The 21,335-nt window shown below is 71.3% G+C and carries 18 protein-coding genes; 11 read left to right on the forward strand and 7 right to left on the reverse strand.

The window, feature by feature from the left end:
- Positions 1-16 precede the first annotated feature (16 nt).
- A complete protein-coding gene (locus ACIRVH_RS42025; RefSeq protein ID WP_403965166.1) occupies positions 17-781 on the forward strand; it encodes a DUF4239 domain-containing protein in 765 nt (254 codons plus the stop codon).
- 96 nt (positions 782-877) lie between these two features.
- On the opposite strand, the gene ACIRVH_RS42030 is transcribed toward ACIRVH_RS42025, so the two are convergent.
- The gene (locus ACIRVH_RS42030; RefSeq protein ID WP_403965168.1) at positions 878-1,654 is read right to left on the reverse strand and encodes a hypothetical protein; all 777 of its coding nucleotides are present in this window, start codon (positions 1,652-1,654) and stop codon (positions 878-880) included.
- A gap of 295 nt (positions 1,655-1,949) precedes the next feature.
- Between ACIRVH_RS42030 and ACIRVH_RS42035 the strand changes: the two genes are divergently transcribed.
- On the forward strand, positions 1,950-2,627 hold the full coding sequence (locus ACIRVH_RS42035; protein ID WP_403965170.1) for a class F sortase: 678 nt from the start codon (positions 1,950-1,952) through the stop codon (positions 2,625-2,627).
- Between the two features lie 30 nt (positions 2,628-2,657).
- On the opposite strand, the gene ACIRVH_RS42040 is transcribed toward ACIRVH_RS42035, so the two are convergent.
- Entirely contained in the window at positions 2,658-3,494 is an 837-nt protein-coding gene (locus tag ACIRVH_RS42040) for a polysaccharide deacetylase family protein (RefSeq protein WP_403965172.1), read from the reverse strand.
- A 200-nt stretch (positions 3,495-3,694) separates the two neighbouring features.
- Between ACIRVH_RS42040 and ACIRVH_RS42045 the strand changes: the two genes are divergently transcribed.
- Positions 3,695-5,152, forward strand: coding sequence for an MFS transporter (locus ACIRVH_RS42045; RefSeq protein WP_403965174.1), 1,458 nt, complete (start codon positions 3,695-3,697; stop codon positions 5,150-5,152).
- Here the strand turns inward: ACIRVH_RS42045 and lysX are convergent.
- Positions 5,097-8,375 (reverse strand): bifunctional lysylphosphatidylglycerol synthetase/lysine--tRNA ligase LysX, encoded by a 3,279-nt coding sequence (gene lysX, locus ACIRVH_RS42050; RefSeq protein WP_403965176.1) that lies wholly within the window; start codon positions 8,373-8,375, stop codon positions 5,097-5,099. The two genes, ACIRVH_RS42045 and lysX, sit on opposite strands and share 56 nt — an antisense overlap.
- 89 nt (positions 8,376-8,464) lie before the next feature.
- Between lysX and ACIRVH_RS42055 the strand changes: the two genes are divergently transcribed.
- A complete protein-coding gene (locus tag ACIRVH_RS42055; RefSeq protein WP_398137934.1) occupies positions 8,465-8,935 on the forward strand; it encodes a universal stress protein in 471 nt (156 codons plus the stop codon).
- On the opposite strand, the gene ACIRVH_RS42060 is transcribed toward ACIRVH_RS42055, so the two are convergent.
- The gene (locus ACIRVH_RS42060; protein ID WP_403965178.1) at positions 8,871-10,118 is read right to left on the reverse strand and encodes an MFS transporter; all 1,248 of its coding nucleotides are present in this window, start codon (positions 10,116-10,118) and stop codon (positions 8,871-8,873) included. The two genes, ACIRVH_RS42055 and ACIRVH_RS42060, sit on opposite strands and share 65 nt — an antisense overlap.
- A gap of 103 nt (positions 10,119-10,221) precedes the next feature.
- On the opposite strand from ACIRVH_RS42060, the gene ACIRVH_RS42065 reads away from it, so the two are divergent.
- Both ACIRVH_RS42065 and ACIRVH_RS42070 read left to right on the forward strand, forming a co-directional pair.
- Positions 10,222-11,190: a LysR family transcriptional regulator gene (locus tag ACIRVH_RS42065; RefSeq protein ID WP_403965180.1), complete on the forward strand. Its 969-nt coding sequence runs from the start codon at positions 10,222-10,224 to the stop codon at positions 11,188-11,190.
- A 51-nt stretch (positions 11,191-11,241) separates the two neighbouring features.
- Entirely contained in the window at positions 11,242-12,666 is a 1,425-nt protein-coding gene (locus tag ACIRVH_RS42070) for an APC family permease (RefSeq protein WP_403965182.1), read from the forward strand.
- On the opposite strand, the gene ACIRVH_RS42075 is transcribed toward ACIRVH_RS42070, so the two are convergent.
- On the reverse strand, positions 12,667-13,818 hold the full coding sequence (locus ACIRVH_RS42075) for a CapA family protein (RefSeq protein ID WP_403965184.1): 1,152 nt from the start codon (positions 13,816-13,818) through the stop codon (positions 12,667-12,669).
- 243 nt (positions 13,819-14,061) lie between these two features.
- On the opposite strand from ACIRVH_RS42075, the gene ACIRVH_RS42080 reads away from it, so the two are divergent.
- The 5 genes from ACIRVH_RS42080 (at position 14,062) to ACIRVH_RS42100 (ending at position 18,335) form a co-directional block, all read left to right on the forward strand.
- A complete protein-coding gene (locus ACIRVH_RS42080) occupies positions 14,062-14,610 on the forward strand; it encodes a sigma-70 family RNA polymerase sigma factor (RefSeq protein ID WP_403965186.1) in 549 nt (182 codons plus the stop codon).
- A 151-nt stretch (positions 14,611-14,761) separates the two neighbouring features.
- Positions 14,762-15,277, forward strand: a complete 516-nt coding sequence (locus ACIRVH_RS42085; RefSeq protein ID WP_403965188.1) for a hypothetical protein — start codon at positions 14,762-14,764, stop codon at positions 15,275-15,277.
- Positions 15,278-15,428: 151 nt separating this feature from the next.
- Positions 15,429-16,082, forward strand: a complete 654-nt coding sequence (locus ACIRVH_RS42090) for a zf-HC2 domain-containing protein (RefSeq protein ID WP_403965190.1) — start codon at positions 15,429-15,431, stop codon at positions 16,080-16,082.
- Between the two features lie 145 nt (positions 16,083-16,227).
- A complete protein-coding gene (locus ACIRVH_RS42095; RefSeq protein WP_403965192.1) occupies positions 16,228-16,623 on the forward strand; it encodes a hypothetical protein in 396 nt (131 codons plus the stop codon).
- Complete coding sequence (locus ACIRVH_RS42100; RefSeq protein ID WP_403965194.1) at positions 16,620-18,335, forward strand: caspase domain-containing protein; 1,716 nt, start codon at positions 16,620-16,622, stop codon at positions 18,333-18,335. Before ACIRVH_RS42095 ends, ACIRVH_RS42100 begins: the two co-directional genes overlap by 4 nt.
- A gap of 9 nt (positions 18,336-18,344) precedes the next feature.
- On the opposite strand, the gene ACIRVH_RS42105 is transcribed toward ACIRVH_RS42100, so the two are convergent.
- Positions 18,345-19,208 carry an Fpg/Nei family DNA glycosylase gene (locus ACIRVH_RS42105; RefSeq protein WP_403965196.1) on the reverse strand — a complete coding sequence of 288 codons (864 nt, stop codon included), beginning with the start codon at positions 19,206-19,208 and terminating at the stop codon, positions 18,345-18,347.
- Positions 19,209-19,239: 31 nt separating this feature from the next.
- Entirely contained in the window at positions 19,240-21,327 is a 2,088-nt protein-coding gene (locus ACIRVH_RS42110) for a SpoIIE family protein phosphatase (protein ID WP_403965198.1), read from the reverse strand.
- Between the last annotated feature and the right edge of the window lie 8 nt (positions 21,328-21,335).

A 21,335-nucleotide genomic window follows, 5' to 3' on the forward strand; every position in this document is an offset into this window, starting at 1 on the left:
CTTCTGGAGGCACCTGTTGTCGGATTGGCTTGTTCTCGTCCTCGCGATGCTGGGGGCCTGTGCCGTGGTGGTCGTCATCACCCTCGTACGGCACAAGAGGGCTCCCGACGACGAGGACCCCAGCGAGACCCCCGACGTCATCGAGTACATGACGATGTGGATCGGCGTCGTGTACGCCATCGTCCTGGGCCTGGCCATCGCGGGCGTGTGGGAGGCGCGCAGCGCCGCCCAGGACCATGTGCAGGCCGAGGCCCAGGCGCTGCACGAGATCTCGGAGCGGGTGCGGGTCTATCCGCCGGACGTCCGTGACCGCATCCGGGGCGACGCCGACACCTATGTCCAGTACGTGGTGACCACCGAGTGGAAGTCGATGACCGACCACGGGCGCGTCACCGAGCGCGGTACGGAACTGCTGGCGACGCTCCGCCACGATGTGACGGACTATCAGCCGAAGAACGACTTCGAGGCGCAGGCCTACCAGCCCCTGCTGGACCAGATGGCCGCCGCGGACCAGGCGCGTAACGCGCGCGCCGACTCGACCGGGGCGACGATGCCGGGCGTGGTGTGGTTCGGGCTGCTCGCCGGGGCGGTCATCACCGTCTGCATGGTCTTCGCGCTGCAGATCCGGCGCACCCGGCGCGAGTTGATCCTGGCCGGGTTCTTCTCCGCGACCATCGCCTTCATGCTGTTCCTCATCTGGGACTTCGACGCCCCCTACAGCCGGGGCATCGCGGCGACCGCCGAGCCGTTCCTGAACCTGTTCCCGCACGTCAAGGGTTGATCGCGGACAGGCCTTCGCCCCGGTCCCCCTGCGGGAACCGGGGCGAAGGCCTGTCTTGCGTGCGGTGCCCTCCGCAGAACGGGATCCGGGCCCCGGTCAGAACATCCTCTCCGGGCGGCGGCGCATCAGGGACATGCCGCCTCCGATGACCGCCGAGGCCACCAGCCCGCCGCCGATGGCCATGTCGGTCGGCGTGGCGCCGCTGGTGACGCTGCCGCCGAAACCGGCCTGGACGGCGCCGAAAGCGGTATGGCCGCCGCTGAGGCCGACGTTGCCGCCACCGGAACCGGCCTTGCCACCGCTGCCCACCGTGAAGGCCGCCGGGCGGCTCAGGGTGCGGCCGTTGCAGTTGACGGTGATCTCGTAGGTGCCGGACGGGGTACCGAACGGGACCGTGGCGACGCCTCGCGCGGTGTCGTTGCCGATCGGCGACAGCTGGACGGTGGGGAAGGCAGGCGAGGAAGCGGTACCGCCCCGGCAGTTGTCCACGGTGATGGCTAGACGGCCGCCGTCTTTGGGGAGCACGGTCGGGGAGACGACGATGTTGCGCGGATTGTCGTCGCCGTGGTGTTTTTCCTGGTCGTGCTCGTCGCCCCGCCCGTTGTTGTTGCCCCGATCGAAGTTGTCGCACCTGCCGTTGCCGCCCCGGCCGAAGTTGTCACCCCGGCCGTTGTTGTTCCCCTGGCAGAAGTTGCCGTTGTTGTTCCCGAACCCGTTCCCCAGACCGTTCCCGATGTTGCCGGTGCCCGGGATGGTGATGACGGTGTTCGAGCCGCCTCCGCCGCCCATGCCGTCCGCTACGGCCACGGGGGCGGCCGGCCCCAGTACGGCGACCGCTGCGCACGCGGCCGCCAGGGCACGTTGGTTTCGCATGTGAACCTCCGCGGGAGGCACTCCGGGTCCCGTACCCGGACTATCGGCGAGAAGGCACCTCCCGACAGAACCCTCCGACGCCCGGAACACGCCCGCATGTCGAGAATGGTCCGTCCTGGTGAGCGGACACGCCATGGGAAAACCACACAATCGGATATTGCCGCAGGTCACAGACCGTCAGAAAAATCCTTTCGGCTGCAACTCGTATGGCGCACCAACAGGGTGACGGACCACCCGTTCGCCCCGTAGCCCCGTCGCCCGCCGCTCGTACGGGACTTAGCTTTTTCCTATGCGAATGTCTGCGTCCGTGATGGCCGAGCTGGCCGAAGAGGAGGAGCTGCGGCGGAAGCGCGCCCCTTGGGGCGTGATCGCGCTCGTTCTGCTGTCCGGCCTGGCGCTCATCCGGAATGGTTCCGGAGAATTCGACGTCGGGCCACCGCAGCCGGCGTCGGCAGCGGCGGCGGCAGCGGACGGCGGTGCCACCCCGAGCGCGTTCGCGAGCGGCCCCGCCGCCCTGCCGTTCGCCGCCGCCGACCGGATCCGGATCCCTTCGATCCGGGTCGACGCGCCCGTCCTGCCCGTCGGCCTGGACGCCCAGGGCTGGGTGGGCGCTCCGCCGCCTGATGACCCCAACCTGGCCGGCTGGTTCACCGGTTCGGTCTCGCCCGGCGAGAAGGGCACCTCGGTCGTCGTCGGGCACGTCGACAACAAGCAGGGCCCCGCCGTGTTCTACGGACTCGGGGCCCTGCAGAAGGGAAGCCGGGTCGACGTCGTACGCAAGGACGGAAGGACCGCGGTGTTCAAGGTCTACGGAATCGAGGTCTTCGCGAAGAACAGCTTCCCGAGCGACCGCGTGTACGGCTCCAAGGGCACGGCGGAACTGCGGGTGATCACCTGCGGCGGCGGCTTCTCGAAGCAGAACGGCTACGACGGGAACGTCGTCGTGTTCGCCCGCCTGGCCTCGGTCGAGTGAGCCGTGGTGACCGGGCGGGCGAGTGCCCGGTCACGACGTTCGGCGGGGCGGCACGGTGAGGTGATAGCCGGAGTCGAGCAGATGGGGCAGGTATTCGCGGATCGCGTGGACGCTCTGCGACCGGTCGCCCCCGGCGTCGTGGGAAAGCACCACGACACCGGGGGCGGCGCCCCTCTCCACCCGGTCGACGATGGTGCCCGTGCCGGGCGTCTCCCAGTCGGTCGTGTCGACGGTCCACGCCATCGGCTCCATGCCCATTTCGGCGCCGAGTTGGAAGGTCGCGCGGTTCCAGGCACCGTAGGGCGCGCGGAACCACTGGGGGCGCTCCCCGTAGGTGTCCTCGATGACGTCGCTGGTCCGCTCCATCTCGGAGCGGATCTCCCGGCGGTTGAGCGTGGTCAGCAGCGGATGCGTCCACGTGTGGTTGCCGACGACGTGCCCCTCGTCGGCCATCCGGGCGAGCAGCTCCCTGTTCTCGACGACGCACTCCCCGCACACGAAGAACATCGCCCGTACGTCGTACTTGGCGAGGGTGTCCAGGATGTGCGGGGTGTAGTCCGGGTGGGGGCCGTCGTCGAACGTCAGCATCATCCGTCGGCCACGTCCGGAGATCTGCAGGATGGGCTCGTGACGCACCTTCAGCTTGCGTGGCTCGGCACGCGGCGGGCCGTATCCGGTGAGCGGCTGGAGGCGGTAGGCGGAGGACTTGAGCGCCTGGAGGGCCGGTGCGCCGGCGACCGGTGCGGCGATGCGGGCCGCCTCGTCGTCGCCCTCCGCCATGACGATTCCGGCGGTGCCCGCGGCTCCCAGAGCGACGACCGAGGCGAGAAGCATCCGGCGCCGACTGAACAACTGATCCTTCTGCATGACTCATCACTCGCCCCACAAGCCTCCGGCGCACCACAGCGACGCCGGTGCGGCAGCGGGAATCCACCCGGTCGGCGCAGCGCCGGACCGACTTGTGAACCGCCGACCGGGTTCCTGATAATCGCTCAGTCCGTTGGGAAATGACCGGCGTTGCAGATGGAGGTCGAGCCAGGTTGGTCGTGCACGGGGGAACGAGTGGAGTGGCACGCAGGCGATTGGCGGTGGTGCTGCTGGGCGCCGCCCAGGTACTGGTCGTCTTCGACACGACGGCCTTCGCGATCGCACTGCCGTGGATTTCGTCCCGGTCGCAGATGTCCGTCGACGGGCTGACGTGGCTGATCACCACGTACAGCGTGTGTTTCGCCGCGCTGCCGGTGCTCGCGGTGGCTCTCGGCGAGGCCTTCGGGCTGCGACGGGTGCTGATGGGCGGGCTCGTGCTGTCGAGTGCCGCCGCCGCGGCGTCCGGGGTGACGCAGGACGCCGGGGTGCTGCTGACCTCGCGGGCGGTACAGGGGGTGGCCGCGGCGGCGATCACGGCCGGTGCGGTGGCGCTGATCGAGTCCACGCATCCGGAGGGCCGGGGCCGTGACCGGGCGCTGAGCGTGCACTTCGTGGTGGTCGCGGCGGCCGGTCCGGTGGTGGTGCTGCCGTCCACCATGCTGCTGGCCACGATGGAGTCGGGTGCGGCCGTCTTCTGGGCCCAGGCCGTCGTCGGCGTACTGCTCCTGCTGCTGGTCCCGGTGGCGCTCACCGAGTCCGCGCCCGGCCCCGAGGCCCGGTCCCGGGTGGGCCGCGCCGCGGCGGCCGTCGTCCCGCTGGGCTTCCTCGCCTGGTTCGCCGGGTGGCTCGGGGACCACAGTGTGTCCCCGACCACGGTCATCGCCATCGCGGCGGCCGGGGCACTGACGCCGTCGTCGCTGAGCTGGCTCGGCCGGCGCGGGCAGGAGCCGTCTCTGCTCACCCGGCTGTACCAGGAGCGGGCCGCACTCGGCGCGTACACCGTGGTGGCGCTGCTGGCGGCCTGTCTGACCGGTGCCGGGCTGGTCCTCACGATCGCCCTTCAGATGGTGGGTGGCCTCTCCCCCGAGTCGGTGGGCTGGGCCCTGTTGCCGGCCGTCGCCGGGCTGCTGCTGGGCTGGCTGACCCTGCCCTTGCTCGCGGCACGCGTCGGCCTCGCCGTCACGGTGGCCATGGCCTGTGCAGTGGCGGCGGCCGGGTTCGTCCTGCTGAGCCGGGCGGGGAACGGCTACCAGGTCGCCGACGTCCTGCCGCCGCTGCTGCTGATCGGCTACGGCTGCGGTGTGCTCGCCCTGCCGGTGAGCTTCGCGCGGTCCGGGAGCGGTGCGCTGCCCAGGGGGCTGAACTCCTCCCGGCAGTTGGGCGCCGGACTGGGGGCATCGCTGTTCACCGGGGTCGTCACGGTCGTCATGATGGGGCTGTCGTCCACCGGGTTCCACACCCGCAAGGAATACGACGCCGCCCTGGCGGACCGCTTTGCCGAGTGCTTCGAACTCGGTGTCGCGCTGGCCCTGACCGCCGCGGCGGTCGCGCTGCTGACCCTGCCCTGGCAGGGCCTGCGGACCACCGCCCCGGATCCGGGCGCTAGCGCCGGCGCACCAGCGGGAACGGCAGGGTCTCCCGGATCGTCAGGCCCGTGAGGAACATGACGAGCCGGTCGACGCCGATGCCGAGCCCGCCGGTCGGCGGCATCGCGTACTCGAGGGCGTCGAGGAAGTCCTCGTCCAGTTCCATGGCCTCGGGGTCGCCGCCCGCGGCCAGCAGGGACTGTGCGGTGAGCCGGCGCCGCTGTTCGACGGGATCGGTCAGCTCGGAGTAGGCGGTGCCGAGTTCGGTGCCGAAGGCCACGAGGTCCCAGCGTTCGGCGAGCCGCGGGTCGGTGCGGTGCTGCCGGGTGAGCGGGGAGACCTCGGTGGGGAAGTCCTTGTAGAAGGTGGGCAGCTGGGTGCGCTCCTCGATCAGCCGCTCGTACATCTCCAGGACCACGTCACCGGGGCCGTCGTCGGCGGTGTACGGCACACCGGTCCGATCGCACAGCCGGTGCAGTCTGAGCAGTTCGGTGCCGGGGCCGATCTCCTCGTCCAGCACCTCGGACAGTGCCCCGTGCACGGTCTTCACCGGCCACGGTCCCGAGATGTCGTACTCCCGGCCGTCCTTGCGGGCGACCGGGGAGCCGAAGGCGGCGGTGGCGGCGCCCTGGATCAGCTCGCGGGTCAGGTCGAGCATCACCTCGTAGTCGGCGTGCGCCTGGTAGGCCTCCAGCATCGTGAACTCGGGGTTGTGCTTGTAGGAGACGCCCTCGTTGCGGAAGGTGCGGCCCAGCTCGAAGACCTTCTCCAGGCCGCCGACGCACAGCCGCTTCAGGTACAGCTCGGGGGCGATGCGCAGGTACAGGTCGAGGTCGTAGGCGTTGATGTGGGTGGTGAAGGGGCGGGCGTTGGCGCCGCCGTGGATCTGCTGCAGCATCGGTGTCTCGACCTCGAGGAAGCCGCGGTCCAGCAGGCCCTGCCGCAGGGCCTGTACAGCGGTGGAACGGGCACGGATCATCCGGCGGGCGTCGGGGCTGGTGACCAGGTCGAGGTAGCGGCGGCGGACCTTGGCCTCGGGGTCGGCCAGCCCGCGGCGCTTGTCGGGCAGCGGGCGCAGGCACTTGCCGGTCAGCTGCCAGGAGGTGACGAAGACGGTGGGCTCGCCCTTGTCGCTGCGGCCCGCGCGGCCGGTGGCGGTGATGTGGTCGCCGATGTCGGTGTCGGACCGGAAGCGGTCCAGGGCGGCTCCGGAACGGTCGCGGGTGAGGGCGAGTTGGTGGTCACCCGACCAGTCGCGCAGGACGACGAAGACGATGCCGCCGAAGTCGCGGACCAGCATGACGCGGCCGGCCACGGTGACGTCCTGGCCCTGCGGGACGTCGGCGAGGGCGTGGGTGGGGGCGGGCACGCCGACCGGGTACGGGTCGGTGCCGGTGGCGCGCAGGCGGTCGAGCGTGCGGTGCCGGACGCGAACCTGGTCGGGCAGGCCCGCGTCCGGGGCGGCGGGCCCGGCCTCGTCCCCTCCTTCGAGGCCGAGCACCGTCAGGGACGGCAGGCCCTCGGTGGTGGCGGGCCGCTGCCCCGTCTTCGGGTGCCCTTTTCCCCAGAGTTTGCGCAGGGACGGTACCGACACGAATCCCTCGGCGATGCCGGAGGCGAGGCCGATCCGTGCGAGGGAGGCGGTCTCGCCGTAGCAGATGAAGCGCGGGTACCACTCCGGCTGGTACTTGGCGTTGGAGCGGTAGAGGGCCTCCAGCTGCCACCAGCGGGAGAAGAACAGCAGCATCCGGCGCCATAGCCTGAGGACGGGGCCGGCGCCGATGCGGGCGCCCTCCTCGAAGACCGAGCGGAAGACGGCGAAGTTCAGCGAGATCCGGTGCACGCCGAGTTTCGCGGCGGCCGCGCACAGCTCGGCGACCATGAACTCCATGACCCCGTTGGGGGCGGCGCGGTCACGGCGCATCAGGTCCAGGGAGACGCCGTCGCGGCCCCAGGGCACGAAGGAGAGCAGCGCGAGGAGCCGGCCGTCGTCGCTGAGGGCCTCCACGAGGAGGCAGTCGCCGTCGGCGGGGTCGCCCAGCCGGTCCAGGGCCATGGAGAAGCCGCGTTCGGTCTCGGTGTCCCGCCAGGCGTCGGCCTTGTCGACGATCTCCTCCATCTCCTGGTCGGTGAGGGTGGCGTGGCGGCGGATGCGGGTGGTGGCGCCGGTGCGGCGGACGCGGTGCACGGCCTGGCGGGTGACCCGCATGTCCCGGCCGTCCAGGTCGAACCCGGGCACGTGCAGGATGGCCTCGTCGCCGAGCTGGAGGGCGCCGAGTCCGGCCCGGGCGTAGGCGCGGGCGCCGTCCTCGGAGGCGCCCATCACGGCGGGTGCCCAGGCGTGCCGGCGGGCCACGTCCAGCCAGGCCTCGATGGCGTGCGGCCAGGCCTCCATGTCGCCGACGGGGTCGCCGCTGGCGAGGCAGACGCCAGCCTCGACGCGGTAGGTGACGGCGGCCTTGCCGCTGGAGGAGAAGACGACGGCCTTGTCGCGGCGGGTGGCGAAGTAGCCGAGCGAGTCCCGGTTGCCGTAGGCCCCGAGCAGGGCGCGGATGCGGGCCTCCTCGTCGTCGTGCAGGGCCGCCTCCAGGCGCTGTGAACGGAACAGCGCGGCGGCCGCGTTCAGCAGGGCGAGTGCGCCGAACAGGCCGAGCAGGAAGGTGACCTGGCGGGGCGGGCGGCCGTCGAAGGCGCTGTTGGACACCAGCCCGCCGCACACCCGGTCGGCGGCCCAGGCCAGGTGCTGGCTCTGCGGGAGGGTGCCCGGGAAGAGCGCGACCAGGCCCCAGCCGGCCAGGATCGCCACGACGAGGCCGGCCAGCAGTACGCCGAGGGCCCGCCACACGGCACCGCGGCGGGAGGCGGCGTAGAACTCCTTGCGGGCCGTCACCAGCAGGAGCAGCAGCAGACCGCACAGCACGAGGGACGGCACCGACTCGGTGTACTGGCCTAGGGCCACGCCGAGGATGTCGCTGACCACGACCAGGCCCAGATAGACGACGACCAGCCACCAGGCGACCTTCTTGCGGGCGCCGGTGGCGGCGGCCAGCAGGAACAGGAAGACGGCGTAGGCGAGGTTGGCGCTGATCGGGACCAGGAGCAGGTCGAGGGCGCGGACGAGCGGGCGCAGCAGGCGGCGCAGCGGGGCGAAGATCGCGAGCAGGGCGCACAGCAGGCCGAGCGCGGCGAAGAGGGCGGCGAAGGCCTCGGGCACCCAGCCGAGGCGTCCGGCGGCGGGCGGGCGTATCGGGCCCGTGGCGTCCCTCCGTGCGGCCGGCCCGACGGTGGCAGTCATGGTTCCGACTGTAGGAAGGGGCGGCGCGGCGCGCCCGTCGAGCGGGGCCGGGCGTCGGCGGGAAGCACGGGTTCCGATAGCCTCGGGATGTGACGGAGCAGCACGAACAGCACGCGCACCAGTTCGAGCGGGGCACGGACGGGCCCAAGGTCATCGTGGTCGGGGTGGACGGCTCCGATTCTTCGATGCGGGCCGCGGCCTACGCGGGCGGTCTGGCCCGGCGACAGCACGCGCTGCTGGCGGTGGTGTACGTGCAGCCGGTGCTCGCGGCGGGGGCGGCGCTCGGGGCTCCGGTGGCGGAGACGACCGACGAGATCGCCGAGGACCTGATCGCCCAGATCCGGGAGGCGACCGAGCGCGTCAAGGGGATATTCGACGTGCGCTGGGAGTTCCACACCTTCCGTGGCGACGCCTACAACGGTCTGGTGAAGGCGGCGGACGAGCTGAAGGCGGACGCGGTCGTGGTGGGCGCCTCCGAGCAGGCGGGGCACCGGATCATCGGCTCGGTGGCGGTCCGGCTGGTGAAGGCGGGACGGTGGCCGGTGACGGTCGTACCGTAGTCGTCTCCTTCCGGAGCAGCGGCAGGGTCGCGAGGAGCAGGACGCCGGCCAGGGCGATGGCGGCGCGCGGGCCGGTGAGGCTCGCCAGCAGGCCCCACAGGGCGGTCAGGGCGGCCGTGGTGGCCTTCCCGGTGATGGACCAGGCGGACAGGGTGCGGGCGACCCGGTCGTTCGGAGTGCATTCCAGGCGGCGGGTGGCGTACACGGGGTTGTAGACGCCCGAGCTGGTGATCACCCCGAACTCCACGGCCATCACCAGCAGCAGTCCGGGCAGGCCGGGCCCCACGAAGGCCAGCCCGAGGGGCCAGACGGCGCGCAGGGCGCCCGCGGTGCGCAGTACCCGCGCCTGGCCGTGGCGGGCGACCAGCGGGCGGGCCAGCCGGGAGCCGAGGAGTCCGCCGAGGCAGGGCACGGCGAACGCCAGGCCGTACTGCCAGGGGGCGAAGCCGAGCGGGCCGAGCATGAGGACGGCCAGCGGTGGTACGGCGACCATGATCAGCGCGTTGACCGCGAGGTTGTTGAAGAACAGCGGCCGCAGGGCCGGACTGGTGAGGATGTACCGCCAGCCGTCGAGCAGGTCGGCGGCCCGCAGGCGCTCCACGCCGGTGCGCTCGGGGCGGGGCTCGCCGCCGCCCACGGCCCGGATGCCCAGCGCCGACAGCAGAAAGCTGACCGCGTTCGCCACGACCGTCGCGACCGGGCCGAACACGCCGATCGCGGCGCCGCCGAGGGGCGGTCCGAGGACGAGGGCGGTCCAGTTCGTGGACTCGAACCGGGAGTTCGCCGTGAGCAGCCGCTCGGCCGGTACGAGCGTCTTCAGAAAGGCGCCGGAGGCCGCGTTGAAGGTGATGTCGGCCGCCGCGACGATCACCGACACCAGCAGCAGCTGGCCCAGGCCGAGGCCGCCGAGCGCGTAGGCGGCGGGGATGGTGAGCAGCGCGGCACACCTGGCCAGGTCCATCGCCATCATCACCGGCCGCTTGCGCCGGAACTCCACCCACGGCCCGAGCGGCACCGCCGCCACGGCGCCCACGGCGGGCCCGGTCGCGGCGAGCAGTGCCACCTCGGCCGGTCCGGCGTGCAGCACGATGACCGCGATCACCGAGAACGCGTCGAAGGCGAGCCAGGTACCGATCGCACTCGCCGAGTACGCGGCCCACAGCCACCCGAACCGCCGTCCCATCCAGAACCTCCCCGTTGACCCGGGACATGAAATCGGGCAGGCGGCCGCCGAAGCAAACAACTTCCGGATCAGGCGTCACAACCATCGGTTGTACGGTGGTGAAGTGGACCTCAAGACAGTGCGCACCTTTGTCACCGTGGCCGACTCGGGACAGTTCCAGGAGGCCGCCGCCGTGCTGGCGGTCACCCAGCAGGCCGTCTCCAAGCGGATCGCCGCGCTGGAGAAGGAGCTGGGCGTGCGGCTGTTCACCCGTACCGCCCGGGGTGCCACCCTGACCGTCGACGGCCAGGCCTTCCTGCCGCACGCCCACGAGCTGCTGCTGGCCGAGGAACGGGCCACCGCCGCCGTACGGCCCGGGCGGCGCGCTCTGCGGGTCGATGTGATCGGTCCGCGGCTCGCGCCCGCGGCGCTGCTGCGCGGCTTCCACGAGGCGCACCCGGAGGTGGCCCTGGACGTCGTCACGCTCTTCGACGTGGACTCGGCGCTCACCGCATTGCGCTCCGGGACGATCGACGCGTCCTTCCGTGCCGTCGCCATGCCCGGACGGCCGCTGCCCAGGGGAGTCGAGGCCGTGCGCGTCCACGACGAACCGATCCAGCTGCTCACCGGCCCGGGACACGCCCTGGCCGGCCTCCGCTCCATCTCGCCCGGGGAGCTGGCCGGGCACCGGATCTGGATGCCGGGCATCGTGGACGGCACCGAGTGGGCCGCGTACTACGCCTCCCTCGCGGCCGCGTTCGGGCTCACCATCGACTCCTCGGGCCCCAACTTCACCGGGGCGGTGCAGGACGCGGTCGCCGCCGACAGCACCCTGGCGACCCTCGTCAGTGAGCAGACCCGGCTGGTCTGGCCGGCCGGCCACGATCTGCGCCGCATCCCGCTGCTCGACCCGACGCCCGTCTACCCTCACTCCCTGTTGTGGATCAGCGCCAATCCGCACCCGGCGCTCGCCGCCCTGCGCACCCACCTCGCCGACCGGCGCCCCGCCCGGCCGCAGGGCCGCACCTGGACACCGGACTGGACCGGGCCCGCCGCGCCCGTGCGTGGCGTCTTCCGTACGGGACTGCCCTGAGCCATCATGATCCGCCGTCAGCCGTTTGCCATCGGCGAAGAGGTGAGGCGCATGGCCAAGCTGCGTATGGGTGAAGGAATTCTCCGCCGCAAACCCATCGAGCACATCGAGGACACCGAGATCACCGAGGGACCCCGGCTGGACCGCTCGCTCGGGCTGCTGCAGCTCACGGCGATCGGTATCGGCGGCATCATCGGGGCGGGCATCTTCACGCTGGCCGGCACGGTGGCCCACGAGACGGCCGGGCCCGCGGTGCTGCTGTCGTTCCTCATCGCCGGCCTGGCGAGTGCCTGCGCGGCGCTGTCGTACGCCGAGTTCGCCGGGCTGATCCCGAAGGCGGGGTCGGCGTACACGTACGGCTACGCGGTGCTCGGTGAGTTCGCGGGCTGGTTCATCGGCTGGGACCTGCTGCTGGAGTACACGGCGATCGTGGCCGTCGTCGCCATCGGCATCTCCGGATACTTCGGCTTCCTGGTCGAGGAGATGGGCGCCAACCTGCCCGCCTGGATGCTGGGCGCGCCCGGCACCGGGCACGGGCACCGGGTCGACCTGTTCGCGGCCGCGCTGTGTCTGCTGATCGCCTGGCTGCTCAACCTGGGCATCCGCACCGCGGCCCGCTTCGAGACGTTCGTGGTCGCTCTGAAGGTGCTGGTGGTGCTGGTGGTGATCGCGGTGGGCGTGTTCCACATCAACACCGCGAACTACCACCCGTTCTTCCCGTTCGGCGTCAGCGGGGCGTTCACCGGTGCGGCGACCGTGTTCTTCGCGGTGTTCGGCTATGACGCCATGTCGACCGCGGCGGAGGAGTCGAAGGACGCGCAGCGGCACATGCCGAAGGCGATCATCTACTCGCTGGCGATCTCGATGGTGCTGTACGTGGCGGCCTGCCTGGTGCTGACGGGCATGCAGAACTACACGGAGATCGACCCGGAGAGCGGCTTCTCGTCGGCGTTCAAGTCCGTGGGGCTGGACAAGCTCGCCGACGTGATCGCGGTGGGCGCGATCATCGGCATCCTCACGGTGATGTTCACGTTCATGCTGGGTGTGACCCGAGTGTGGTTCAGCATGAGCCGGGACGGGCTGCTGCCGATCTGGTTCGCCAAGACGCACCCGACGCGGCACGTGCCGACCCGTGTGACGTGGATCGTCGGTGCGGCCTCGGCCGTCATCGCCGGGTTCCTGCCGATCGGCGAGGCGGCCGAGCTGACCAACATCGGCATCCTGCTGGCGTTCGTGGTGGTGTGCACGGCGGTGATCGTGCTGCGCTACCGGCAGCCGGAGCTGCCGCGCACCTTCAAGACCCCGTGGATGCCGTTCGTGCCCGCGCTGGGTGTCGTCTTCTCGGTCTGGCTGATCACGTTCCTGCAGTGGCAGACCTGGGTGCGGTTCGCGGTGTGGTTCGTGATCGGCTGCGCGGTCTACTTCGGCTACTCCTACCGCCGTTCCGCGCTGGCCCGGCCGCAGTCCGCCGAGTGATCACTCCCCCATGACCAGCCCGTCGTCGGCGGCCCCGCGGCTGAGGACGACCTCCCTGATCCGGTCGCGCACCCCCTCCAGCTCGGCGCCGTCGGAGATCGCCTGGTTGAGGTCGCGGACCCGGCCGGAGTCGAGGTCGTACATCTGCGGGATGAACTCGGCCCTGGTGACCTGCCAGCGGTCGCCGGGACGGGCGGGCGGGGCGAAGGTGAAGCGGCCGAGGGTGGAGTCGTTGGCCCGCGAGTCCTGCACGCCCTTGTCGTTGTACATCTCGCCGGCGATCTGGTCGCCCAGGCCGTAGACCACCCAGGTGCCGTTGACCTTCTCGTACGCCTGCGGGACATGGGCATGGGTGCCGAGGATCAGGTCGATGTCCGGGCGGCCGTTCGTCGTCGAGGCCGTCAGCTGCCGGGCGAGGGCGAGCTGCAGCCGGTCCGGGTCGTCCTGCCACTCGGTGCCCCAGTGCACGGAGACGACGACCACGTCGGCGCCCGCCTTCCGGGCGGCCCGGGCGTCGGCGATCATCCGGTTCCGGTCGATCAGGTCGACGGCCCAGGGCTGTCCGGGCGGCAGCGGGCGGTCGTCGGTGCCGTAGGTGTACGACAGATGCGCGACCCGGACCCCGCCCGCCCGGAGCATCGTGACCGAGCGGGCCTCGTCCTGGGTGCGGGCGGTGCCGGCGTGCCGGAGGCCGGCCCGGTCCATGGCGTCCAGGGTGCGCCGCATGCCGAGGGCGCCGTCGTCCAGGGCGTGCTCGGAGGCGGTGGAGCAGCCGTCGTAGCCGGTCGCGGCGAGGCCCTGGGCGATCTGCGGCGGGGACTTGAAGACGGGGTAACCGCTGTAGCCGCCGTCGGCGCCGTACACGGTCCCCATGTGACACAGCGCCAGATCGGCGCCGCTGACCACGGGCTCGACGCCGGAGAGCATCGGGCGGAAGTCGTAGCCGTCGCCGCCGGCGTCGTAGCGCGCCCGCTCGATGACGGAGGTGTGCGGCAGCACGTCGCCGGAGGCGACGAGGGTGAAGCCGCGGTCGGCGGACGGCGCCGGGCGGCCGGTGGCCGCGGGCTCCTGCCGCTCGTGGTTCTGACAGGCGGCAGCGGCGGCGAGGAGGGCGGCGAGGACCACCGCCACCTGCTTTCTGCGTCCGGTCATCAGCTCACCCCGGGATCGTCGTATCGGCAGACGTCGTATTTACAGACAAGGTTTTTACGGGCATATGGGTATGAATCCGGCCCGTCGCGCAAACAGCCCGGGTACTCGAATTAGCCCATCCGGCGCCGCGCGGCGCGCTCCCGGACCACCCTCGCCCTACCGTTCGCCGACACGATCGACCGTCCGTCGCAGAGCCGTGTGCGCCTCCTGTCCCCCGGCTCCGCCCTGCGCTGCCATACGGCCATGACGGCCGGAACCTCACTCACCCACGGGACGACGACCGCCGAGCACGAGCTCGCCGCACTCCAGCGCGAGCACGGCGGTCCCCTGTTCGCGCTGCTGCTCAGGCTGAGCGACGGGGACCGGCAGCGCGCCGAGGACCTCGTACAGGAGACCCTGCTGCGCGCCTGGCAGCACCCCGAGGCCCTGCACGCCGACGCCTTCGACTCGGTACGGCCCTGGCTGCTGACCGTCGCCAGGCGCCTCGCGATCGACGCGCGGCGGGCCCGGCAGGCGCGGCCGTCCGAGGTCGGCGACGAGGTGCCCGAGAACGCACGGGTGACCGCCGACCACGCCGAGCGGGCCGCCGCGACGCTCGATGTCCGGGAGGCTGTGAAGACACTCACGCCGGAACACCGTGACGTCCTGATACTCGTGTACTTCCGCGGGGCCAGTGTGGCGGAAGCGGCGCAAACCCTGGGAATTCCACCCGGTACCGTGAAGTCTCGCGCGTACTACGCGCTGCGTGCCCTGCGCCGGGTCCTTCCGGGATACGCGACCGACCTGCGGTGAAACCGAAGGCTGGGTCAAACCTCGGTAAAGCGCCTTGCTGTGACCCCCGTTCGGGCAATCAGCTGTCCTCATCCGTGTTCCGGACGGGGACCGCCCGCACTGGGTCCGGGGTCTCGGGCGACACGCACGCACCGGAGGAAGGCAGGAAGGGATGCTGCACAGAGGGCACGAGAGCACGGACGGCACCGGCGGCGGTGAACTGGCCGTTCCCATGGCCTGGTTGTACGCCGAGTACATCGCCGACGAACTGCTGCGCACCGGCGACCTGATGCCGCCGACGTCCTTCGAGTTCCGGGCCGGCCGGGACGCGCTGGCACTGACCGTCTTCCTCTCCGACACCGACGGCGAGCTGTCCGGGATCCGGGTGATCTCGCAGCTGGAGAACTGGCTGTCGCTGACGGCGTACGACCAGCCGTGGCAGGAGTGGGTGCGCGAGCGGATGACCCAGCTGGCCGGCGAGGAGGCCGCGGCCGCCGCGCCGTCGCCGGACCTGGCGCTGGCGGCCGAGGCCTGGCGCTGGCTGGAGGAGACCGAGCTGCTGGCGCCCGATCTGGACGCGGTGCCGGGCGGCGGTGCGGTGTTCGGCGAGGACGACGGGCCGAAGGTGTGGACCCCGGCCTGGCGGCTCGGACTGCCCCTCGGACACCTGGCGATCCATCTTTTCTGAGTCGTCTCGAATTCAGACCAATCCGCGGGCCGGGCGGCTCCGAATCTCTTGGTCACGATTCGGTGTGTGCCTTGAGTGATTCGGTTGTCGGCTGCGTACGGATGGGAGCAAGGAGTAACCCCACCCACACCCATAGGCACGAGGATTCGGCATGAGGTCCCTGGAAAGGCATCGCGACGTCGGCGCGTACGCGCTCGGCGTGCTGGACGAGGCGGAGGCCTTCCGCTTCGAGGACCACCTCATGGAGTGCCCTCAGTGCGCGGCACAGGTGACCGAATTCGGTCCCACGGCACGGCAGTTGATGCTGTACCGCCGCTCCACGCCGCGCTTCGTGCACCCCATGGCCCAGCCCGGTCCCCGACTGATCGACCGGCTGATGGGCGAACTGGCACACCGGCACCGGGCACGACGCCGTCGCTTCCTGTACGGCCTGGCCGCCTCGGTGGTGCTGGCCGTGGCCGGACCGGGCCTCTTGGCCTACGCCGGCAACGAGGAGCCCGCCGCCCGGGTCACCGCGGCGACCGACCCGAAGACGGGCGTGTGGGCGCAGGTCACCACCGAGGACGGATACTCCGGCAGCCGGATGCGGCTGGAGGTGAAGGACGGCTCCGGGCCGCACACCTGCCGGCTGGTCGTCATCGGCAACGACGGGTCCGAGCAGGTCGTCAGCGGCTGGAAAGTGGACGCCCACGACACCGGCACGACCACGACCACGGCGGGCTCCACCATGCATCCCGACGAGATCGCCCGCTACGAGGTGCGCACCTCGGACGGCCAGCCGCTGGTGTCGGTCGACGCCGACTGAACGCCTCGTTGAAGCGTCAATCACGTTGCGCGGCAACGGATTTGCTGTCGCGCGGCCATGGGCAGAGACTGTAGACGAGGACGTGGAGCCACCGGCTGGAGCGCTCCACGTCGCCCCTGGGAGCACGAACGAAGGGGCTGGGCCGGTGGAAAACCAAGTGATGATCTGCCTCTCCGAAGAGGGCGCGGAAGCCGAGCGCGTGGCGCGGCTGACCGGCTATCTGCGCGAGGAACTGCTCGACCTCGGCGTGGTCGAGGACGTCCGGGCCGCCCCCGCCGGAGAGGTCCCGCCCGGGGCACGATGCCTGGACATCGCCTTGGTCGGCTCCCTGCTGGTGGGTCTGGGTAAGTCCCTCACCGGGCTGAGCCAGGTGGTCGGCGTGCTCCGTGACTGGCTGGGCCGGTTCGGTGACGAGCGCCCGTCACTGACCCTGACGCTGGACGGCGACACACTGGAGATCTCGGCGGCGACGGACGAGCAGGTGGCCGAGGCTGTGAGGATCTTCCTCGAGAAGCATTCCGCGGTGGGGACCCAGACATGAGCGAGTCCCGGCACGCACTGATCATCGCCAACGACACGTACGAGGATCAGGGCCTCAAGCAGCTGAGAGCGCCGGGGCACGATGCCGACGCCCTCTCCGGAGTTCTGCGCAATCCGCAGATCGGTGACTTCGAGGTGGATGTGCTCAGGAACGCCTCGGGGCAGGCCATGCGGAAACGCATCGAAGGCTTCTTCAAGGACCGCCGCCGCAACGACACGCTGGTGCTGCACTTCTCCTGCCACGGGATCAAGAACGAATCGGGCGAGCTGTACTTCGCCGCCGCCGACACCGAGCACCGTTTGCTCGAGGCAACGGGAGTCTCGGCCGATTTCGTCCACCGGTGCATGTCCCGCACACTGGCGGGCCGCACTGCGCTGTTCCTCGACTGCTGCTACGGAGGCGCCTTCTCCAAGGGTGCTTCCATGAAGGCGTCCCATGACATGAACGTCCTCGACCACTTCGCGGGAGAGAATCCGAGCGGGGGGCGCGGCTGGGCTGTCATCACGGCGTCGAACTCGATGGAGTTCGCCTTCGAGGGCGACGAACTCACCGAGGGCAGCACCGCGCTGCCGTCGGTGTTCACCCACGCGGTGGTGGAGGGCCTCGAGTCCGGAGACGCCGACCTCGACCACGACGGTGAGATCCACCTCGACGAGCTGTACGACTACATCCACGAGCATGTGCAGGACCGGAACCCGAACCAGACTCCGAGCAAGACCGTCCAGATGCAGGGACGCATGCAGGTGGCCCACAGCCGGCACCACACCATCGTGCTCGAGCCCACCCCCATCCCGTCTCGCGTGCAGGACGCCCTGCGGAGAAGGGACGAATTCGCCCGCCGCGGCGCCGTCCGGGACCTGCACATGCGGATGCGGAGCGAGAACCTCTCCATCGCCGAAGGAGCGCGCCAGGCGTTGGAGGCCGTGGTCCGCGAGGACACCGGGCAGGTCGCGGACGAGGCGCTCAGCGCCTTGCAGGACGCCCGCCTCAAGCCCTCCCCGGCCCGCCTGGACTTCGGCCGGGTGCCCCAGGGAGCCGGTGTGCCGCAGCAGTCCGTGACCCTTCAGGGCATCCCCCTGGCCCGCCATTGCGTGGCCCAGGCGACGGGCAAGTGGCTGCAGGTCGAGGAGTCCGCCGACGGCCTGACTGTCGGTGTCGACACGTCCGCCGAGGGACGTCTGGCCGGCGACATCATGCTGAATGGGGTCGCCGACGACGCCGTCGTTCGTGTCGAGGCAGAGGTGGTGCCGCCACCGCCCGAGAAGCCGCCCGACGAGAAGCCCACGGGCAGGGAGGGCAAAGAGCCGGGCCTCACGCACCGGCCCGAGTCCAGACTCCTGCTCGCCCCCGCACTGGCGGCGGCAGCCCTGGCCCTCGGCGTCACCTCGGTGATCACTTGGATCGTGGCCGTCGTGGCGACGGTCTACGCCGAGGAAGGCCTCAGGGTGGGACCGGAAGAGACATTCGCGACGTCCGCCCATCACCACGGAGTGATCACGGCCCTCATCACCGCCCTGATCACCTCGACGGCGGCGCTCGTCCTCGGTGCGTTCGCCCGGCGCGATCTCAGCGCGCGGCGCAAGCGCTACACCCCGGGGGCGAAGAGTGCCACGCGTTCCATGGCCTCGGCGGCGAGGCGCTGCGCGATGCCGGTCTTCGTCCTGACCGTCCTCATGAGCATCGCCTACAACATCGTGACCCAGCACCTGTGAACGGGCCGACTACTTCAGCAACCGCGACATCCTCCGGTCAGCCAGTGGCTTGCCGCCCGTCTGGCAGGTCGGGCAGTACTGGAGCGAGGAGTCGCTGAAGGAGACCTCGCGGACGGTGTCGCCGCAGACCGGGCAGGGCTTGCCGGTGCGGCCGTGCACGCGCAGGCCGGTCTTCTTCTCCGCCTTCAGGCGTCCCGCGGCAAGGCCCCGGGAGCGTTCGACCGCCTCGGCGAGAGTGGTGCGCAGCGCCGCGTAGAGCCGCTCGGTCTCCTCCGGGGTCAGGGACGCGGCGAGTTTGAACGGGGACATCCTCGCCGCGTGGAGGATCTCGTCGCTGTAGGCGTTGCCCACTCCCGCGATCAGGCTCTGGTCGCGCAGGGCGCCCTTGATCCGGCGCCGTTCGTCCTTCAGCAGGGCGGCGAAGCGGTCCTCGTCGAAGTCGGCGGCGAGCGGGTCCGGGCCGAGGCGGGCCACGCCGGGCACCTCCTGCGGGTCACGGACGATGTACACGGCGAGCTTCTTCTGGGTGCCGGCCTCGGTGAGGTCGAAGCCGGCGCCGGTCTCCAGGGCCGCGCGCAGGGCGAGGGGGCCCTTCCCGGGGCGCGGCGGGCCGTCCGGGAGCCGGTCCTTCCACTGCAGCCAGCCCGCGCGGGCCAGATGGGTGACGAAGTGCAGGCCGGTGCCGCCCTCGATGTCGAGGAACTTCCCGTGCCGGTGCACGGCGGTGACCTCGCTGCCCTCGAACGCGCCGACCGGAGGGTCGTACGTCTTCAGGACGCTGATCGCGACGGGCAGCACCCGTACGACCTCATGGCCGACCAGGTTCTCGGTCAGGAAGTCCTTGAGGGCTTCCACCTCGGGGAGTTCCGGCATACGTCCAGAGTGCCATCCGGGGCCCCTGTGGTCAGGCGTGCTCGTACACCAGGAACTCGCACCACACGCACTTGCCACCGCCGCGCGCCTCCACGCCCCACACGTCGGCGAGCCGGTCGACGAGGAGCAGTCCGCGCCCGGAGACCCCGTCCTCCCCGGCGTCGCGGCGACGCGGCAGGGCACTGGAGGAGTCCTCGACCTCGACGCGCAGCCGGCGGCCGCTGCCTTCGAGGACCCGCAGGGTGACGATCGCGGAGCCCTCGGTGTGCATCAGGGCGTTGGTGATGAGTTCGTCGGCGACCAGCTCGATCTCGTCGGCGCGGTCCCGGGCGCCCCAGGAGCGGACCGCGGCGCAGATCATGTGCCGGGCCCGGACGAGGGCCTCGGGGTCGCCGGGTGCCACATGCTGCTGGAGCCGGCCGCCGGGCCGCGGGGCCTCCGGGACGCGGCGGCGCAGCAGGAGCAGGGCCACGTCGTCGTCGCCGCCCCGCTCCTCGGCCACCTCGATCAGCCGGGTGGCGAGGTCGCGTACCTCGTCCGGGCCCTTGGTGATGAGGTTCGTGAGGGCTTCGAGACCGTCGTCGAGGTCGGCGCCGGGCTGCTCGACCAGCCCGTCGGTGCACAGCAGCAGGGTGTGGCCCGGGTCGAGTTCGAGGGTGGAGACGGGGTACTCGAGGCGGCCGAACTCCGCAGAGAGCCCGAGCGGCAGCCCGCCCTCGACGGGGATCCGGTGGCAGCTGCCGTCGGCGTGCCGGATCAGCGGGTCGATGTGCCCGGCCCGGACCACCTGGACGACCCCGGTGGACAGGTCCGCCTCCGCGTACAGGCAGGTGGCGAAGCGGTCGGTGTCGAGTTCGTGCAGGAACACGGAGGCGCGGGCCATCACGGTGGCCGGGGTGTGTCCCTCGGCGGCGTAGGCACGCAGCACGATGCGCAGCTGGCCCATCACGGCCGCCGCGTGCGTGTCGTGGCCCTGTACGTCGCCGATGACCGCGCCGACCCGGCCGCCGGGCAGCGGGATCAGGTCGTACCAGTCGCCGCCGATGTCCCGGCCGAGGGTGCCCCCGGCGGTGGCGGCGCGGTAGCGGACGGCGACGTCGGCGCCGCGGACGCTCGGGATGGTGCGGGGCAGCATGGCCTGCTGGAGGCCCTGGGCGAGGTCCTTCTCCTGCTCGTAGAGCATGGCCCGCTGCAGGCTCTGCGCGATGCTGCTGCCGAGGGCGACGAGGACGTTGCGCTCTTCGGGTGAGAAGCCGCTGCGGTCGTTGTAGAGCAGGCCCATCGCGCCGATCGGGCGGGCCTGGGCGATCAGCGGCAGATAGGCGGCCGAGGTGATGTGCATGTCGGTGATGTGCGGCCACAGGATGGGAAAGCGTTCGGAGAACTCGTCCGCCGACTCGATGAAGCACGGGCTGAGGGTCCGCACCGCCTCGCCCATCGGGTACGGCTCGTCGATCCGGGTGATGCGGGTGCCGGGCACGTAGGTGCCCGCGGGGCCCTCGGCGACCAGCCGGATGCGGCCGGCCTCGACCAGACCGAGGACCAGGCTGGTGGAGCCGAGCAGGGTCAGGCCCTGGGCGTCCGTGACGACGTCGATGACGTCCTGGACGGTGCGGGCGTGGGCGAGGGCGGCAGTGGCGACCTGGACAACGTTTGTCTGGTCGCGCCGGGCGGCGGCCTGCGCGGCCGCGCCCTTGCGGACCACGCGTTCGCTCAGCTCGTCGGTGGCGTCCCGGATGATCCCGATGATCCGGCGCGGGCGGCCCGTCTCGTCGCGCCGTATGTAGCCCTGGGTGTGGGTCCAGCGCAGGGTGCCGTCACGGCGCCGGACCCGGAAGTACGCGCCGTAGTTCTCCCGGCCGTCCTTGATGGCCTGGGCCACCAGGAGGTCGAGGCGGTGGCCCTCCGCGGCGGGCACCCGTACGGCCAGGTGCTCGGGGTGGCCGTCGTACTCGTCGGGGCGCAGGTCGAAGATCTCGTGCGCCTGGGCGTCCATGCTGAACAGACCGGTGTCCAGGTCCCAGTCGAAGCTGCCCATACGGTTGAGCGCCAGGATCGGATCCGGGTGGGCGGGCCAGTCCTCCGGGAGTGACAGGGCACTCGCTGCCCGATCAGCCATGGGGCAAC

Origin of the sequence: Streptomyces sp. NPDC101165 (genome assembly GCF_044768135.1) — a bacterium.
Classification (GTDB): Bacteria; Actinomycetota; Actinomycetes; order Streptomycetales; family Streptomycetaceae; genus Streptomyces.

Excerpts from the sequence above, each read along its gene's own strand:
- ACIRVH_RS42105 (WP_403965196.1), bottom strand. The coding sequence starts at position 19,208 with ATGCCGGAACTCCCCGAGGTGGAAGCCCTCAAGGACTTCCTGACCGAG.
- ACIRVH_RS42085 (WP_403965188.1), top strand. The coding sequence starts at position 14,762 with ATGCTGCACAGAGGGCACGAGAGCACGGACGGCACCGGCGGCGGTGAA.
- ACIRVH_RS42080 (WP_403965186.1), top strand. The coding sequence starts at position 14,062 with ATGACGGCCGGAACCTCACTCACCCACGGGACGACGACCGCCGAGCAC.
- ACIRVH_RS42035 (WP_403965170.1), top strand. The coding sequence starts at position 1,950 with ATGTCTGCGTCCGTGATGGCCGAGCTGGCCGAAGAGGAGGAGCTGCGG.
- ACIRVH_RS42030 (WP_403965168.1), bottom strand. The coding sequence starts at position 1,654 with ATGCGAAACCAACGTGCCCTGGCGGCCGCGTGCGCAGCGGTCGCCGTA.
- ACIRVH_RS42060 (WP_403965178.1), bottom strand. The coding sequence starts at position 10,118 with ATGGGACGGCGGTTCGGGTGGCTGTGGGCCGCGTACTCGGCGAGTGCG.
- ACIRVH_RS42090 (WP_403965190.1), top strand. The coding sequence starts at position 15,429 with ATGAGGTCCCTGGAAAGGCATCGCGACGTCGGCGCGTACGCGCTCGGC.
- lysX (WP_403965176.1), bottom strand. The coding sequence starts at position 8,375 with ATGACTGCCACCGTCGGGCCGGCCGCACGGAGGGACGCCACGGGCCCG.
- ACIRVH_RS42040 (WP_403965172.1), bottom strand. The coding sequence starts at position 3,494 with ATGCAGAAGGATCAGTTGTTCAGTCGGCGCCGGATGCTTCTCGCCTCG.
- ACIRVH_RS42070 (WP_403965182.1), top strand. The coding sequence starts at position 11,242 with ATGGCCAAGCTGCGTATGGGTGAAGGAATTCTCCGCCGCAAACCCATC.
- ACIRVH_RS42100 (WP_403965194.1), top strand. The coding sequence starts at position 16,620 with ATGAGCGAGTCCCGGCACGCACTGATCATCGCCAACGACACGTACGAG.
- ACIRVH_RS42075 (WP_403965184.1), bottom strand. The coding sequence starts at position 13,818 with ATGACCGGACGCAGAAAGCAGGTGGCGGTGGTCCTCGCCGCCCTCCTC.
- ACIRVH_RS42110 (WP_403965198.1), bottom strand. The coding sequence starts at position 21,327 with ATGGCTGATCGGGCAGCGAGTGCCCTGTCACTCCCGGAGGACTGGCCC.